The organism is Microbacterium sp. sgz311019, assembly GCF_056135325.1.
Genome location: NZ_JBWAXO010000003.1, coordinates 206,364 through 225,988, shown reverse-complemented (window position 1 = coordinate 225,988; position 19,625 = coordinate 206,364). Strand labels below are relative to the sequence as shown.

At 69.5% G+C, this 19,625-nt stretch carries 1 protein-coding gene (only partly in view); it reads left to right on the top strand.

The annotated features are described in order from the left end of the window. Nucleotides 1-19,625, top strand: partial view of a beta strand repeat-containing protein gene (locus AC0NZN_RS06430; RefSeq protein WP_474591452.1) — the 3' portion only. The gene continues 10,522 nt to the left of window position 1, outside the view; 19,625 of the gene's 30,147 nt are visible here — the last part of the coding sequence; its start codon lies off the left edge, out of view; it ends in the stop codon at nucleotides 19,623-19,625.

Below are 19,625 nucleotides of genomic sequence, written 5' to 3'. Positions count from 1 at the left end.
ACACCGTGATCGTCAAGGGCGGCGGCGCCGGCTATGGCGGCGTCGACGCCGGCACCATCACGGGCAGCGGCTTCGACACGAACACGATCCACGGCCTCGCGGTGCAGTCCGCCTCGACGGAGAAGCTGTTCGGCATCGTCGCAGGCATCGCGGCCGGGTTCGTGGGCGTCAGCGGCAACGTCGGCGTCACGCTGCTCACCGTCGGCGTGGCCGCGTACATCGACGACGGCACGACGGTGAACAAGGGCAGCGGCACGATCGTCTCCGGAGTGGACCCGAGCCAGGCCGTGGCGGTCTCGGCGACCGACAGACTCGATTCGCTGACGTTCGCGGGCGGCGTCGCCGGCGGATTCGTGGGGGCCGCAGGCGGCATCGACATCGGGGTCGCGGATGTGAGCGTGACCGCGTACATCGGCACCGCCGATGTGTGGGCGCAGGGCTCCGTCGCGGTGAACGCGCTCGCCGTGAAGCACGTGGAGAGCTATGCGGTGAGCGTCGGCGGCGGCTTCGTCGGCCTTGCCGGCGCCGTGTCGGTCTGGTCCATCGGCACCACACCGACCGATCAGTACAACAGCGATGCCAACGGCCCGCAGCGCGGTGCATACGACAGCTCCAAGACGTATACGACCGGTGATGTCGTGACATCCGGCGGTCACACCTACGTGGCCCGCCAGAACAGCGACCCCGCGCACATCCACACCACCTCCGACTCGGCCTACTGGGAGCTCTCCGACCCGAAGAGCGCGGCGTCCGGCGGCGGCGGCGCAGTGTCCGCCCAGGACCAGGCCGACGGTCAGGCCTCGGGCGGCGGGGACGGCTGGGGCAGCGCCCTGAGCGGCACGGCCGCCCAGAAGGTCTCGCTCTACCAGGCGGGGCACGCCTACAAGAACGGCGTCATCATCACAGACGGGGCCGGCCACTACTACCAGGCGAACATCGCGTTCACCTCCGGCGCATCCATCGCCGCGGACGGCGCCAGCTGGACGCCCATCAACGCGCCGTACGGCACGTACATCTACTCCGGCGGCGACAGGGCGAACCAGGGACTCGGCAACGCATCGCCCGGCGCATCCGTCACGGCCGACACGTTCCACCCGACGCTCGGCCACCCGGCGCCGCCGGCTGGCACCTCGGCCACGGTCTACGGCACGATCCACTCGATGCTGGCCGATGTCCAGGTGCGTGCGAACGACCACCTCGACGTCTTCGTCCTGGCGGGTGCGGCCAGCATCGGACTCGGGGCGCTGGGCGCCGGCATCTCGGTCCTGACGATCGGGCTGAACACGGATGCCGGCATCGCGAACACCGCCAGCGTCTCCGCGGCAGGCACCGTCGGAGTCCACTCCAACCTCACCGAGAACGTCACCGATATCGCCGTGACGGGCAGTGTCGCGGGCATCGCGGTCACCGGCCAGATCGTGGTGCTGTCCGACAGCAGCGCGCAGACGGCGCACATCGACTCGGGCGCGAGCATCCCGCGGGCCGGCACCAAGATCGACGTCACCGCCCTGGCCACCCGGACGATCACCGCGTACGCGGTCGGCATCACGCTGGCGGCCGGCGCGGTGGGCGTGGCGGTCGCGGTGCTGAACATCAGCGGCGACACGAAGGCCACGATCGGGAACGTCGCGATCGGCTCCGGCGGAGCGATCGGCGGCATCGACGTGACCTCCACCGACATCACGTCGCCCAACGTCCTGGCCGTCTCCGCGCAGGGCGGCATCCTCGCCGGCATCAGCGGCATCGTCGCGATCCTGAACTACAGCGGCACGACCCGTGCCGCCTCGGCGGCTCACGGGTCCGTCACGATCGGCGGCACGGGAGTGACCGTCAGCGCGACGGGCACGCGCACCGACATGAAGCCGGTGGCCGTGAACGTGTCGACGGGTGCGGCGGCCGTGGGCTTCACGCTCCTGATCGCGAACAGCGACCGCAACACCGAATCCGAGCTCTCCGGCAACGTGACCACGAGCGGTGCGGTAGATGTCGAGACGAACGCATCCAACGTCGTGGTCGCGCTGACCCCGGGCATCGCCATCGGCGCCGCCGCCATCACCGCCATGATCCCGATCGCCACGATCTCCGGCCACACGACCGCGGAGCTCACGGGAACCGTCGGCGGGTCGAGCGGCGTGACCGTGCACGCGTCCGGCGAGAACCACGCGAATGCGGAGGTCGACATTCTCGGCATCGCCGCGCTGTCCCTGAACGTCGGCGTGGCGCACGCCGAGATCTCCGACGGCGCCGACATCGTCGCCCAGGTGGGATCCGGCGCCTCGATCACGTCGTCCGGCGCGGTGAACGTGACCGCGGACATCCACGGGCCGAACAGCCGCAACGAGGCGATCGCGACCGGCAGGAACCTGGGCGTCGGCTTCGTGGCCTCCGCCGCGGTGTTCGCGAGCCAAGCCGTCATCGGCGGCGCCGTGCGCGCCGAGCTCGACGGCGCCGTCACGAGCTCCACCAGCGTGGACGTCAGCGCGACCGGTACGAACCGCGCCGACTCCGAGCTGCTGGTCATCGACGCGGGCGGTCTCGCCGGCGTCGCGGTGAGTATCGCGGACGCCGAGATCCACTCTTCGGCCACGGTCGAGGCGCTCTCGGTCGACGGCGGCAGCGTCCAGACGATCACGAGCACCGGCCCGGTCACCTTCGACGCGGAGTCGCACAACACCGCCATCACCCACACGCAGATGGGGGCCGGCGGCGGCCTCTTCGGCGTCGGTGTGAGCGTGCCGACCGCCGACATCGCCGGCGCGACGAGGGCATCCGTCGACAACAGCGTCAGCGCCCCGTCGCTCTCGATCACGGCCAACGGCCAGAACAACGCCTCGACGAACACCGACATGCTGAGCATCGGCGGCCTCGCGGGCGTCGGCGCGGACGACTCGCACGCGACGATCGAGTCGTCGGCGCTGGTGAGCGCCGTGGTCGGCTCGCACAGCGCGCTGACGCTCACCGGCGCCGCCATGGTCAGCGCGACCAAGGGGAACACGGTCCAGTCGACGACCGGCAGCGTCAACGCGTCCCTCGGCGCGAGCGTCGGCGCGATCGGCTCCGAGGCGCAGGACCACGGCGGCAGCACCGCATCCTTCGCCGGCGAGCTCGTCTCGGGCAGCCAGCTGACCATCCAGACCGGAGCGACGGACTCGGCGACCACGGCCCTGTTCGTCGTCTCGGTGGCCCTCGGGATCGGCGCATCCGTCGTCTCGGCCACCGGCAACATCGACGGGACGGATGCCGCGTACCTCGGCGGCACCACGAACATCCACAGCGCGGCCACCGCGATCACGGTGCACGCGACCCGCGGTGCCATCGCGCTCACCAATGTGACCGGCGGCGCGGGCGGCATCCTCGGCTCCGGCACCGACATGAAGGCCATCGGCACGGTCGGCGGCACCGTCCAGGCGTACGTCGACAACGGCGCGACCGTCGGCACGACGAACGGCCGGCCGGCATCCCTCGCCGTCAACGCCGACGACTCCGCGGTCGCAGGCGGCGGAGCCAAGGCGGGCGCGGGCTCCATCGGCCTCACGATCGGCTCGGCGATCGGCTCGGCCACGACGAACCCGACCGTGCAGGCCTTCCTCGGCTCGAACGTCCACGTCGTGCTGGGCACGGCGGCGACGAACGGGCTCACCGTCCAGGCGATCTCGCACCGTGCCCAGGCCGTCGGGACGGCGAAGGTCGTCGGCGGCGGCATCGCGAACGTCGGTCTTCCCGCCGCGGACGCCACCTCGGACCCGACGGTCGACGCGCACTTCGGCACCGGCGCGACGATCCTCGTGGGCGGGACGGTGATCCTGGATGCGGAGTCCCTCCAGGACCCGCAGGGCGTGGCGCTGACGGACGACATCGTCGGACTGAACGTCAACGGCGGCGCCGCACCGGACGACACCGTGCTCTTCCCGCAGCACGGACTCTCCACGGGCGACCAGGTGCTGTACCAGTCGAGCGCCCCGATCGGCGGCCTGCGGGACAACCACACCTACTCGGTCGTCATCCCGACTGCCGTCGACGGCACGCCCGACCCCGACCACGTCGGCTTCGGGGTGACATGGGCCGGCGCATCCATCGACGCGCTCAGCCTCACACCCACCCCGTCGGGCTCGGACACCTCGCGCGGCCTCCTGCGCTTCAGCGGTCCGCACCACTTCGAGAACGGCGACGCGCTCATCTACCGGTACGACCCGGCGCACGCCACCTCGATCGGCCTCACCGACGGCGGCGTCTACTACGTCCGTGTGATCGACCCGGTCACCGTGGCGCTCTACGACTCGTCGGCCGACGCCCTGCAGGCCGCCAGCATCTTCCACACCTCCGACGTCAGCGGCAACCTCATCGGCGGCACGCCGTTCACCGCCGGGCAGCAGGTGACCTACCGCTCCGCGCCCGCGAGCACCTTCGTCCACGGGCCCGGCACGCCGGCGGTCAACGGGCACCCGGCCTGCTCGTACTGCAACCACGCGGTGGACGTCAACGTCGACGGCAGCGGAAATGTCACGGGCGACAACAGCGGCGCCTACAACGTGTTCCTGCCCACGGTGAACGTGAACCCCGTCACCCACGCCGTGACACTCTCCGACCACAACCTGCAGTCGGGCGAGGCGGTCTTCTACCGGATCAGCGACGGGTCGCAGAAGATCCCGGAGCTGACGGTCGGCGCGATCTACTACGTGATCCGGGTGAACTCGTACACGGTCAAGGTCGCCGCGACCTACTGCGACTCGGTCGGCCACGCGGGCGACGCCTCCTGCCCGAACAGCTCGGTCGTGACCCCCATCCACATCTCGGCGCCGCCCGAGTCGAGCGCGGTCGAGGCTTTCGCCCCGGTCGGCATCGGCCTGACCGACGGCGCGACCTACACGGTGGGAAGCCGCAACGGCTCCGGCCAGATCACCCTCACGGGCCAGAGCCTCTCCACGACCCACGTGTTCGGCGACCAGACGCTCTTCCTCGCGGGCCACGCGCTCTCGGCCGGCACGGGCGCCCAGGAGCTCATCATCGAGCTCACCGGATCGCTCACGGGCACGCAGAAGCTTCTGGCCGCAGACGGCACGTCGCTGCGCTCCGCGTCCCCGCCTCCGGGCAATGGCGTGACGACGGCGGCGGCCAGCGGTGGCGGTGGCGGTGCCGGCTCCTTCACCTCGCAGACCGCGCAGACCGACGTCAACCCGACCGTGCGCGCCTATGACTCCGCGACGTCCATCACCGCGGGCGGCAACGTGGGCATCACGGCGACGACCCACACGCACGACGAGGCGACGACGAGCAACGGCTCGGGCGGCCTGATCTCCGGCGCTGGTGTCTCCTCCCACGTGGACGGCACGGGGAACACCTCGGCCTTCGTCGGCAGCGGGCCCGACGGCATCCAGGGCAACACGGCGGCGACGCAGGTGTCCGCGGGCGGCGTGAGCATCACGGCGGGCGGCATGGTGAGGGTGAACTCCACCTCGCAGTTCATCGCGAACGCGGATGCCGACACCGAGAGCGGCGGCCTCGCCGGCGGCTCGATCTCTCACGCCGAGGTGCACCTGACCGACAACAACGTCTCGGCGGTCGGAGCAGGCGCCCACGTGGTGGGCGGCTCGGTGAACATCCTCGCCACGACCACCGGGTCCAACATCACCAGCCACTCGCGGTCGATCTTCATTGCCTTCGCCGGCTTCGCGACCGCCAAGGCCGTCTCCGAACTGAAGAGCCACGACACGGCGCTGATCGACGGCCAGGAGGGCGATGGCACGTGGGTCGAGGGCGACAGCGGTGTCGACCTGCGCGCCCTGCACATCGGCAACACGCGCTCGCATGACGATGACCCGGAGTGCTGGTGCATCGGCCCGTCGTACAGCGACGGCTTCGACAACTTCGAGTTCTCCGAGACGGCGGCCGCGCACTCGGGCGCGACGGTGACGGCGGGCACCCGCATCCAGTACGGCGTGAACACCAACGACCAGAGCCTCGACCCGGCCGACCCCTCGCCGTGGCACCTGGCCCACCCGTCCGGGCAGAACCACCTGGCCCTGTACGTGCAGGCCGAGACGAATCCGGGCGACCAGATCGACAACACCGATACGAGGGTCGCCGACTGGAACGCCGACGTCGTCATACACGAGGGTCCGAGTCCGCTCCTCATCATCGGCCCCGACGGCCATGTGGTGACGTCCGTCAACATCATGGTCAACGGCGTGCAGAACCCCGCGCCGGGCACGGACTTCAGCGGCTCGCCCGTCATCGAAGTGAACGACCTCATCAACCACGACACCGGCGACGTGCTCATGAGCTCGGCGAACGGGACCATCGAGAGCAGCCTGGGCGGCGGGTCGAACACGGCCGCGCACTACTGGGGGACCTTCTACTACCGCGACAACTGGCAGAAGGTCACGATCCTCAACCACTCGACGCTGCGGCTCGTCATCGACGACATCAACGTGCTCAACGTCGGCGCGCCCGTCGTCACGCTCAACGCGCCCGGAGGCAGCACGCATGCGCTGTTCGCCATCGTGCGCCAGGTCGACCCGACCCTCGTCACGCTCACCAACGACGCGCCGACCTCTCCGCCCGACCTGCTGATCAACGGCACGATCACGAACCCGATCGGCGAGACCGACATCTCGAGCACCGGCTCGATCTCGTCGTCGACCGTCCGCGGCGGCTCGAGCTCCGCCTTCAGCGGCCCGCACACCGATCTCGTGCAGTCGAACATCGTGCACCTCGTCGCGGGCACGTCGATCGGCGCGAGCGGCACGTACCTCAACGTCGACCTCGTCCAGTGGGCCGCGCACAACCTCGAGTTCACGACCTCGTCGGGCACCAGCCAGTACATCGACCTGCTGACGCGGCTGCGCGACCCGGCGATCACCGACCCGCAGACGCCGGCCTACGTGATCGACATCGACCACATGGTCGCCGGCGACAGCATCTTCGTGCGCCTGCAGGCCACGCAGTATCAGACGAGCGTGCCCGCGATCCCGGGCATCACGGTGAACGCGACGAACCCGAATGGTGTCTCCGGGACGTTCGCGAAGTTCTACAACCCGGACAGCGCGCACTGCTACTACACGGTCGGCTGCCCCAACCCGACCGAGGAGCCGGGAGCCTTCGCGACGGGCGGGCACGCGACCGCGAGCACCTACGACTTCAGCCTGCTGGATGCCGGCTCCCGGGGGAACAACGGCCTGATCGACGTCTTCGCGGCGAACGACTCGCCGGCGGCGACCCGCATCAACATCATCGGGCTCGTCCAGATCGAGCAGCCGGCCTCCGGCGTCACGGCCTCCACCTACGGCACCGTGAACGCCGACACCAACGGATTCATCACCCTGACCGAGAAGCTCGGCGACCTGCGCGCCGGGCTCATCAAGAGCACGGACGACGACGTCACCCTCACCGCGCCCGGGTCGATCTACGACGCTCCGCAGCCGTCGCCCAACCCGCCGACGGCCGGCCACCCGTCGCCCGGAACGACCCCCCAGGTGGTCGGCGTGAACATCACCCTGACCGCGCAGAACGGCACCGTCGGCCTCGACAGCAACTTCCTCGAGATCCAGTCGTCGTTCGACAGGTTCGGCGTGCTCAACGCGCAGGCTCCCGGTGTCATCCGCGTGTCGCAGACCACGGGCGATCTCCACGTCGACACCGTCACGACGTGCTACGGCTCCAGCCTCACGAGCTGCGCGAACATCACGCTGACGGACTACCACGGCTCGATCACCGACGGTCACAACGCGGGCGCGGGCGGCACCGCCGCGAACGTCATCGGCAACACGATCAACCTGTGGGCGCAGTACGGCAGCATCGGCGCGGCCGACGGCTCCAACGACCTGAAGCTCGACTCCTCGAAGGGCACGGGCTGCACGAACCAGTACACGCTGCTCTACCAGGGCGCCAACTACCAGAACACGACCGACACCAACCGCGCGGTCACCGCGCAGTGCTGGATCGCGGCCCAGGCCGACGGCAGCATCGACCTCACCGAGGTCGCCGGCCCGATGAACGTGCTCCTCGCGCACTCCGGCGAGAATGCGGGCCGGATCGCGGGCCCCGACAACGTGCGCCTCACCAACACCGAGACCGGTGTCGAGGGCAATGACATCATCCTCATCCACTCGGGCTCGACTCTCGTCGTCGAGGGCCTCGTCCAGGCGGTGCCGCAGGGTCTCATCGAGGCGGACGGCGGCAACGTCGTGATCCGCTCGGCCGATGACATCGTCACCGACCCGTCGAGCGAGATCATCGCGACGATCATGACGAACGACCCCGGTGTCGTGACGACCGACCCGAACCTCTCGAAGAAGACCACCGGCAACATCCACGTCTACGGCGACTGCCACAACGGCACCGGCGCGTGCGCGATGCCGACGCTCGACACCACGGCAGCCGACCCGACACAGGGCGACGGCGCGGTGATCGTGCTGCGCAGCGGGCAGCCCGCATCCGGCATGCTGCCCGGCGAGATCGCCAACGGCGGCGCGGGCACGCTGACGCGGGTCTTCGGCAACTCCGAGGCCGACACGGTCATCTTCGACCGCACGATCCTCGTCGGTCAGACGCGGGCCTACGGCGACCAGACGCCGACCCAGGCGGGTGTGTACGCCCCGCTCTGCAACGGGCCCCCGAACATGTGCGTCGACAGCTTCGTCGTCAACCGCCTCCAGTCCATGGTCGCGGTCGGCAGCGACGTCGCCCTCGCCTCGACCCTCACGCTCGACGGCCAGAGCGGCAGCAACATCTACTCGATCTTCACGAGCGGCAGCCGGTTCCAGAGCCAGAACTACGAGGTGAACGTCCTCGGGTCGCACGCTCCCGCCGACGGCACCGACACGCTCAACATCTACGGCTACGACACGTACACGGGCAACAGCCCGGACAGCACCGGCATCAACGCGAACACCCAGCTCGAGTACGCCACCAACGACATCTTCCTGCTCCGCGGCACTCCCGCCGGCATCGTCGGCGAGACGGCGGCCCGCCCGGGCATCTACCAGGGCACGGGCGCGAACCCTGCCGGCGGCCAAGACCCGTACTCGGGCGGCTCCGGCTTCGTCGCCGAACTCCACTCGACCCTCGCGAACTCCCAGGCGAACATCGGCGGCACGCAGACCACCGGTGTGAACGGCCAGTTCGGCGTGGAGCGGATCAACTACGACTCCGCGGTCAACGGCGGCCTGCACGTCTACTCGCTCGGCGGCAACGACTACTTCGCCGTCGACGACAACGCGGCCTCCACCTACCTCGACGGCGGCTCGGGCGACAACCAGTTCCAGATCGGCCAGCTCTACGGCGAGCGCCGGACGGCATCCGCCGTCGCGTCGCCCGCACCCGAGTACGGCGCATCCGGCAACCTGGCCTCCGAGAACGTCTTCGACGTCGCCACCGTCGCCACCACCCGCGGCTGGCTGTCGCGCGGCACGAGCGCACCGCTCGTCGCCCAGGGCGGCACGGGCAACAACACCTTCACCGTGTACTCGAACCACGCCGTGCTGCACCTGGAGGGTGACGGCGGCAACAACCTCTTCATCGTCCGGGGCTTCGCGCTCGCGAAGACGGACAGCGTCGGCAACATCGTCCTTCCCGGAGGCTGCACGACGATCGAGGCCCCCGCCTGCATCCCGATCCCGATCACGACGAACGGCTACTCGACCGCCGCGCAGACCGATGTCCGCACCGGCGCCGGCAACAACCAGGTCGAGTACAACATGAACGCCCCGGTGTCGGTCGACGGCGGCACGGGCTTCAACAAGCTGATCATCCTGGGCACCGAGTTCGCCGACCACATCGTCGTGACCGACCACGGCATCTTCGGCGCCGGCATGTCGGTGACGTTCCGCAACATCCAGGTGATCGAGGTCGATGCCCTCGAGGGCGACGACACCATCGACGTCCTCTCCACCCCGCCCGGGGTGGCGGTGCGGGTCATCGGCGGCCTCGGCAGCAACCAGGTCAATGTGGCCGGAGACGTGAGCGGCAACGTCTACTCGAAGGACATCAACGGCACGAGCGGCACCATCAACCTCTCCGTCATCACGAACGACCAGCTCTACAACGACGTCGTGATCCCGGGAGTGGCGGTGAGCGTCGCCCAGGGCTCGCAGGGCGCTGTCATCGTGACCGAGCACGGCGGCGGCACGGTCGTGTCCGAGACGCAGAACGGCCAGGCCACGAGACCGCCCATCGGCACGATCGACTCGTACACCGTGCGGCTCGCCCAGGCGCCGACGTCGAACGTCTACATCGCGGTCAACGCTGAGCCCGACATCCGGCTCAACCAGCAGGCCAACCCCTCCGGCGACTCGATCCTCCTCGCCACGGCGCCGCTCGGCACCGTGCCGAACCCGGGCACGACGACCGCGAACAGCGACTTCTTCCAGCACGTCATCCTGGATGCGACGGCCACCGACCTGCCGCAGCGTGCGCTCGTGCTCGTCTTCACGCCGACGAACTGGCAGATCCCGCAGGTCGTGTGGGCCGGCGCCATCAACGACGGGCTGGATGACGGCATCCGTCACTACGAGATCAGCCACAGCGTCCTCAGCGCCGATCCGTTCTACGACAACGCCGTCGTCCGCAACGTCGAGGTGGAGAAGATCGACCCGGGCAGCCCGGCGATCCTCGTGACGAACCTCGGCAACACGAACACGACGGGCACGTCGATCAGTTCGCGCTTCTCCGACGGCGTCGGCAACGGCTCGGCGACCTTCACATCGGCGACGGCGAACTTCACGCTCAACGACGTCGGCCAGCCGATCAGCGAGATCGACGGCGGCGCGAAGATCCCGGCGAACACCGTCATCCTGGCCGTCCTCGACGCGCACACCGTCACGCTCTCGGCCAACGTCGCCGCCGGCTCCGGCATCTCGTTCGCCCTGCCGAGCCGCCTTTCCTCGGTCCAGCAGTACCGCGACGGTGTGACGAGCGGCACGACGATCACCTCCGCCAGCGCCGGCTTCAACCAGGGCGACATCGGCCGGGCGATCATCGAAGCCGACACCGGCTTCGCGATCCCGGTGGGCACGACGATCACGGGCGTCTCGGCCGACGGCACGAGTGCGACGCTGTCGCATTCGCTCACCGCGGCCAGCGGTGTCGTGTTCGCCATCCCGGACCGCAACGCGAGCAACCTGATTCTTGGGGGGAGCGGCAGCGCGACGACCGGCATCTCGGGCTTCTCATCCGTGGTGCTGGCCGCCGCGCCGACCGCCTCGGTCACCGTGAGCATCACGGCGACCAACGACCCGCGCATCCAGCTGTCGAGCACCGACCCGCGCTTCCACGTCGTCTCGAACCCCGACGGCATCCACGCCGGCGTCTACACGATCACGTTCTCGACGTCCGACTGGTCGAAGCCGGTCGTCGTGCGCGAGGATGCCGCGCTGTGGTTCAGCACCGCCGACCCGCACAACTCGTACCTCGTCGCGACGGTCACGAGCACGGCCGATCCGCTCTACGTCGGCGTCGACAGCAGCTCCACGCCGTGGGACGTGCTCGTCATGAACGACCTCACGGCGGCGGGCGTCGTCCAGGCGCCCGACAACATGGTCGTGACCAAGTGCGCCGATGTCGCGTGCACGACGCCCGGCCCCGGGTCGAGCTTCAGCCTGCGCCTCGCCTCGGCTCCGACGCAGAACGTCACCGTCGCGATGGTGACCGACGGTCAGACCGACATCGTCACAGGCGGCGGCATCACGAACGCCGCGTTCGGCGCCAAGAAGGCCGTGACGTTCTTCACCGGCAACGTCACCGTCGCCGGCAACGTCATCACGCTCGGCGCCGCGGAGCTCGGCAGCTTCATCGCCGACGGGTTCAAGACCGGACAGCTCGTGCAGGTCACGGGCGACGGCGCGACTTTCACCGCGACGATCACCGGCACGGTCACCACGACGACGATCTCGCTGAGCGTCACGCCCGGCAGCGGCGCGCACGCCGTGACGATCGCGCGCATCGTCAACGCCGGCCTGTTCACCGGCTCGGTGGACTACAACGCGACGCTGGGCACCCTGACGCGCACCGACGGCTCGAGCTGGCTGGATGACGGGTTCCTCGAGGGCCAGATCTTCAAGATCGGCGCATCGGGCGTCATGCTCAAGATCCAGTCGCTGACCGGCACGGACCCGTCGCGCGTCGACGTCCTCACCGTCACGCGGCTGGCCGACCTGCAGAGCGTGCTCGGCATGTCGAACACGACGTCGACGCTCACGCTCACCCAGTGGGCCGCCGAGGTCACCTTCACGCCCGGCAACTGGTACGTGCCGGTCGCGATCCCGGTCGTCGCCGACCCCAAGTTCAACGTCCCTCCGGGCAACCAGTCGCTGCTGAGCTTCCCGAAGATCGCGCACCTGCTGTCGGCGATCCGCGGCCCGCTGTCGGTCGAGGGCGGCCCGACGGTCGACAACCACGCGGCGCTCAACCTTCCGGTCATGATGCCGGGCGAGGGCAACGCGGCGCCGTTCGGCATCGGCATCCAGCCGCCGGAGGCGCAGCAGGTCAACGTCCTGAACATCTTCGACGACGGTGCGCAGCAGAACGAGACCGGGACGCTCAGCTCCACGGCTCTCAGCGGCTACGGCATGGGTCCGGGGGTGGACTTCACACACCACAAGGGCTACGTGCCGGGCGACCCGGCCCACCCGACCTTCGGTGAGCCTCCGGTGTTCCCGAGCGGCATCAGCTTCGGCTCGATCACCGTCGACCCGGCGACCGGCCAGATCCAGACGAACGCGAGCCTGTCGACCATCCAGGTGCTGAATCTCATGGAGGGCCAGGGCAACGACACCCTGACCGTGACCGGCACGCTCGTCGGCGGACCGTTCACCAACGAGGACGGCACACCCGGCACGACGTTCGTCCACGGCGGCCTCACCAGCCTCAACGGCGGCGGCGGCGCGCTCCTGCGCATCACCGGGATCTTCGACGTCACCTCGACGGCCAGCGGCGGAACGATCACCCGCAAGGACGGCACCCCGTGGGCGACCGACCAGTTCCCGGTCGGCCAGGAGCTCATGTGGAACGGCGTGCCCATCGGTGTCATCACCGGCGTCAGCGGCGCCACCATCACCTTCCACGGCATCGGCCCGGCCGCCGGCACGAACCTCGGCGGCACGGTCGCGGTGTTCGACCCGGCCGTCACCGTGACAGCAAGCGTCCACTTCGTCGGCAACCAGCTCATCCGCACCGACATGCGCTCGTGGGTTGAGGCAGGCTTCGCCGTCGGGCAGACGGTGACGGTCGACGGCGTCGTCGCCGGCACGATCCAGTCGATCACCGGACCGACGCAGGACATCCTGGTCCTCACCCCCACCGGCACGGTCGACCCGCTGAGCTGCGGCGTGGGCGGAACGTGCATGGCGACCTTCGCCGTGGCATCCGCGACGAACAACGCGGTCCGCTACGGCGGCAACGTCTTCACGATCACCGGGGGTGCCGGTCCTGGTCCCAGTGCCGTCCCGCCGACCATCAGCGGGACGTTCACACCCGGCACCTCCGGCACCTCCACGACCCTCGCACGCTCCACGGGTTCGTGGATCGCGGACGGGTTCGTGGACGGCATGGTCCTGCAGGTGGGCGGCCTGCCGGCCTGGACCATCACCGGGGTCACCGCGACGGTCCTCACCCTCACCGGGCCCACGTTCACCAACTCGCTCGTCAATGTGACCGTGGTCGGCTACGCACCGTCACCGCTCGTCGTCTACGGCGACACCTCGCAGGACGGCATCTGGTACAGCGGTGACACCCACACGCAGACGAGCCGGGTCTTCGGCTCCAAGCCGTTCCCGAACCAGGTGGGTGTCGGCACTCCGCAGTTCGTGTTCCCCGTCGCCGATCCGTACCGCCACGCCGGCAACAACATCATCGACGCGCACGCCCTGTTTGCGAACGTGCCCGAGGGCCAGGTGCCGTCGATCGGCGTGACGATCTCCGGCGGCGCGGGCGACGACACGATCTGGGGCAGCCAGGCAGGCGACGTCATCGCCGGCGGATCGGGAAACAACACGATCTACGGCGGCCGCGGCGACAACGTGATCTTCGGCGCGAACGGCGTGAGCACCAACGTCATCACGCGGGCGGTCTCGTTCCCGACGGTGAACACGAGCACGTATGCGGATGCCGACCCGCTCGTCGCGGGGAACAACCTGATCTACGGCGACGTCCCGAATGCGACCACCACTGACCGGTTCGGCGACGACAACAACCTCATCTTCGGCGCCTTCGGCGTCGTGACGCAGGACACGCAGGAGGCGACGGTCGGCGTCATCCCGAACACGACGAGAGACGTGATCGGCACGCTGACGGGCCACGGTCCCACGGGCAGCGCCCTCAACGGTGTGGCCACGCTCACCTGCGCGGCCGCGTGCTTCACGCAACTCGACGTGGGCCTCATGGTCACCGACGGGCCACTGCTGTCGGCCGGCACGATCATCACCGCGGTGAGCGGCGACCTCAGGACGGCCACCCTCTCGCGCGATCCGGTGGGCGGCGCGGCTTTCACGGTCTCCGGCACGACCATGACGATCGGCCCGGCGCAGGGCTACTGCCGCCCGACCGGCACCACGTCGCTCAACCAGTACTGCGCGCCGAGCGGCCTGACCCCGTGGGGCGACGCGCGAGTGGAGAAGATCCAGACGACGCTCGACATCCTGGGCGCCGCATCGGATGCCGTTCAGAACCACGGGAACAACCGCATCTACGCGTCCGGCGGCGACAACATCATCATCGGCGGCGACGGCAACAACGACATCCAGGGCGGACCGGGGCGCAACCTGATCATCGGCGGCAGCGCCGTCCTCGACCGCTCGGCGCACCTGTTCGACTACCGGAACGCGCGGTTCCAGGACCTCACCGGGACCCAGATCTACAGCACGACGCCTGGCTCGCTGACGAACAGCCTGACCAACGGCGTCGCCCAGAACGACCCGACCGGCCACGCGTGGTGGGGCGACTTCCTCTCCGGCGTGGGCGGCATCCTGCTCTCGGTTCCGCTGGGCGTGGACCCGACCCGTGCGACGGTCCTGCACGACTCGGCCGACAAGGGCGCCGACTACATCGCCGGTGGCTCGGGCTCGGCCATGATCTTCGGCGAGTCGAACGACAACATCATCCAGGCGCACGGCTCGATCGACATCACGGCGCCGCCGTCGGCGACCGGCTCCCCGACGACCTCGAACGGCTCGCCGTCGATCGGCAGCGTCTTCGGCGGCGCGGCGACCTGCAGCTTCCGCGGCTCGTACCTCGGCAACCGCGTCGGCGCATGCCGCGACTCCGGGAACAACCTGCTGATCAACCCGTCGGTCGATGACTACCCCCTCGAGTACACGCTGTCCACGAGCATCACCTTCGGCGCCCACACGATGACGCTCCCGGCCGTCCAGTTCTGGGCGGACGGAGGCTTCGCGGTCGGCCAGACGCTGAACGTCAACGGCGTCGCGGTCGGCGTGGTGAGCGCCGTGAACGGCAACGTCCTCACCGTCACGGGAGCGCCGGCGCCCGCATCCTGCACCTCGCTGCCGTGCACCGTGTCGGCGACCGTCGCCGCCACCGACGGCCAGAGCTACGTCGAGGGCGGCCGCGGAAACAACACGATCTTCGCCAACCGCGGTCAGAACGACATCATCGGCGGCAACTCCGACATGTTCAGCCTGACGCTGCCCGCCGAGCGCGCGAGCGGCTCGAACATGATCTTCGGCGGCTCGGGTCTGAACGCCGGTCGCGAGGACTGCGGCGACGGCGTGCTGGATGCCACGAACCACTGCATCACCAACCCCAACGGGCACGCGCACGACGCGAATGTCATCCTGGCGAACAACGGCGACATCATCCGTCTCGTGGGTGTCAACGGCCAGAACGGTGTCGGCGGCACGGGGATCGCGACCTCGATCGGCTACCTGAACTTCAACTACGACGTCAACGGCTACCTGACGGCGACCGAGCGCATCATCGCCCGTGCGGTGAACCTGCTCGACAACACGCCTGGCGGGCCGGATCTGGCGGGCCAGGCCACCGGCCCGCAGGTCGTCGGGTCGAAGGCGACCAACGGTGTCGGCGACATCGGCGGAACGCCGATCACGGTCGACGGCGTGCCGCTCATGAAGGGCAGCGAGATCCACGCCGAGTCGGGTGACACGTTCATCTACGGCGGCCCCGCGAACGACGTCATCTACGGCGGCGGCCAGAACGACACGATCATCACGGGGTACGCCGACAACTGGGTGTCCGGCGGTCGAGGCGACCAGTGCATCATCGGCGGCGGCGGGCGCTGCTTCGCCAGCCGCAACAGCTCGAGCTACGGCGAGCCGCTGTACGGCGTCGCGCCGATCCCGGCCGCGCAGCTGAGCGAGCTCATCACGACCCCCGGCAACGTGCAGCAGGCGGTCATCAACGTGGCCGGCGCCCTGACCTACACCGTGGTGCTCTGGCCGTACAACTGGGATCCGAGCGCAGCGGGCAGCCCGAGCTTCTCGACCGGCTGCAAGCAGAACGCCATCTGCCCCTCGTACCAGCCGCGCATGGGCCACAACATCATCTACGGCGGCTGGGGCAACGGTGTCATCCACGCCGGACCCGGGCAGTCCGCGGTCTCGGGCGCCGAGGCGCCGGAGCTCGGCTACGCCGACAACTTCGACCTGCACGGGTCGGTCCTGAACTCCGCTCCGTACGAGACGGACTGGTATCGCCCCTTCAACCCGGGCAACCCGGCCGGATGGCACCCGCTCGGCGACGACGGCAACGGCAACGCGGCACGCGCCGGCATGTCCGGCAAGTCGAGCTACTTCGACCCGACCGACCCGCGCCGTGAGGTGTTCCTGAGCCCCACGCCGACGAACAACTTCGTGCTGGGCAGCCCGAACCCGATCCTGTGCACGTGGACCACGGGCCAGACCGCGCTCGGCCAGGGCTGCCTGCCGTTCTTCCTCACCTTCGACCCGACCGATGCCGGCCTGCCGCTCGACCTCACGTGGTACCCGGGCACGGGCGACCCGCAGATGCCGGTGACGGGAGACAAGGCGATCTTCGGCGACCTCGGCAACGACTACATCGTCGCCGGCATGGGGCGCGTGCGGGTGTACGGCGGCTGGGGCAACGATCTCATCGATGTCCGCGCGAGCACGGCGGTCGACAACGGCCTCAACGACGGTCCGGTTCCCGACCTCCTGCGCGGCGCGGGCACCACGTTCAGCCTCGCCACGTCGAACTTCACGTGGGGCACGCCGGCGTGGGAGTCGCTCGCCTACGGCGGTGCCGGGCAGGACATCTACTTCGCCGGCACCGGCGGCGACCGCCTCATCGACTGGGTGGGCAACCACAACAGCTACTACGTGCCGTTCTCGCAGTTCGGGATGCCGGCCGTCAGCCGCACGCTGCAGCCATTCCTGCCCGAGTTCCTCTACGCGCTGTCGAAGAGCGATGGCGCCGACCAGACGCTCATGACCCGCTACCTGCAGTACGACGACAGGTATCAGGGCCTCGCGTCCCGGAACGGCGAGCCGTACGGCGAACTCGGCCTCGTGCTGCAGCACGACGACGCGTGGCACCAGCAGACCGGATCGCCCTTCAACCAGATGCCCGAGAACCTCGGGGGCACCGCCATCGACGTCATGAAGACGGCGAACATCAGGCCGTTCAACTCATCCGGCATGGGCGCGTCCTCGGGCATCGTCGCCGCGGCCGCGATCCTGGCATCCATCGTCGCTCCGCACATGTCGCTGCCGTCCGGCGCGGGGGTGAACCTGCCCTCGGGCATCACGCCGGCCACGGCCACGGCGGTGCCGCTCGTCGTGAGCGGCATCGCGGGATCGACGGTCTCGTACTCGTTCAGCGAGGGCGCGCTCTCGGTCAGCGGAACGGGGGTCATCTCCGCCGGAGGCACCTTCGCCGTCGTGCTCGACCTCTCCGCGTTCCCCGATGATGCGATCAGCGTCAAGGTCGTCGTCACACCGGCCGGCGGCTCGCCGGTCACGCTCACCGCACCGATCGGCAAGAGCAGCGTGGCGCCCACCGCGCCGACCGTGTCGGCCGCCGCCTACGCGAACCTCGCGACCGAGACCGTCTATCCGGTCACGGTGCGGGGCCAGGCCGGTTCCATCGCCAACGTCGTGATCACCGACACCTCGTCTCCCCTCGCGCGCGTCGCCAACGGCATGGACATCCTCGACTCCACCGGGCAGGTCGTGATCCCGGTGGATGTGTCGGAGCTGATCGACGGCATCCTCACGATCACCGTGACGCTCACGAACGGCATCGGCGCCAGCACGGCGACGACGGTCGCCGAGACGCTCGACGATGTCGCGCCCGTCCTGACCGTCACCCCCGTGCCGTCGGTGATCACCGGGTCGAACGTCGGCGGCGTATCGGTCGCCGTCTTCGGGCAGACCGGCGCCCTGGTGACCTACAGGTTCAGTGACGGCGTGAACGCGATCACGGGCTCGGCGACGTTCAACGGCAGCGGCAAGACGACGTTCTGGAGCGGGTCGCTCGCCGGGCTCAAGGACGGACCGATCACCCTCACGGTCACCGAGACCGACCCGGCCGGCAACCCGACCTCGTACACGCAGAGCCTCGTGAAGAAGACGACGCCGCCGGCCGCGCCGACGGTCTCCCTCAACCCGGCGGATGACTCAGGAGTCTCCGCATCCGACGGCATCACGAATGTGACCGCACCGCGCTTCGTCGTCGCGGCCGCCCCCGACGCCGTCTCCACCACGATCTACGTCGGCAGCACGGTCTACACCGGCCAGACGCTGGCGACGGGCACCTACAGCGTCACGGCCGTGAGCGTCGACGCGTACGGCACCGTGTCCGCCTCCTCCGCACCCTTCACCCTCGTGGTCGACGCCACCGCGCCGACGGGCACCGCCACGGTGAGCAACGGCAAGACCGTCGGCACCACGGTCTTCGTGGCAGGCGCCACGGCATCCTTCTCCCTCTCGTTCTCGGCGGCGCCCGCCGGCCTGTCGACGATGTCCGTGGCCCTCGACGCCGGTGCCTACAGCGCGCCCGTCGCCTACGCCTCGAGCCTCACCGTCACCGGACTGTCGGGCAACGGCACGCACACGGTGTCGATCCTCGTGACCGACAGGGCGGGCAACGCGGTCGTCGTGACGCGGACGTTCGTGCTCGACAACACGCCGCCGGCGATCACCTCGTCGCTCACCGCGCCGGCGAACGGCACGTCCTACGACGTGTCCCAGCGGATCACCCTGACCTTCGGGGCGACGGATGCCGCGTCCGGCGTCGCCACGGTGAAGGCGACGCTAGACGGGGTCTCGATCGCGAGCGGCACGGCGATCGTGGGGGAGACGCTCGCCGCCGGGGTGCACACCGTGGTCGTCACCGCGACGGATGCCGTCGGCAACGCGTCGACCTCGACGGTGACCTTCACCGTCCGCGCGACGATCGCGGGCCTCCAGGCCGCCGTCGCCTACGGCGTCAACACCGGCTGCATCACGTCGTCGTCCGTGTCGTCGAGCATGCTCTCGTACCTGAGTGCCGCGCAGACCGCGCTCAACGCCGGCAACCACACTCTCGCCAAGTCCGATCTGGCGTCGTTCGTGGGTCTCACGTCCAACCGGGCCGTGGTGAGCGCGTACGGCGCGCTGCTGACGGGCTGGGCGAACGACCTCTCGTCGACGCTGTAG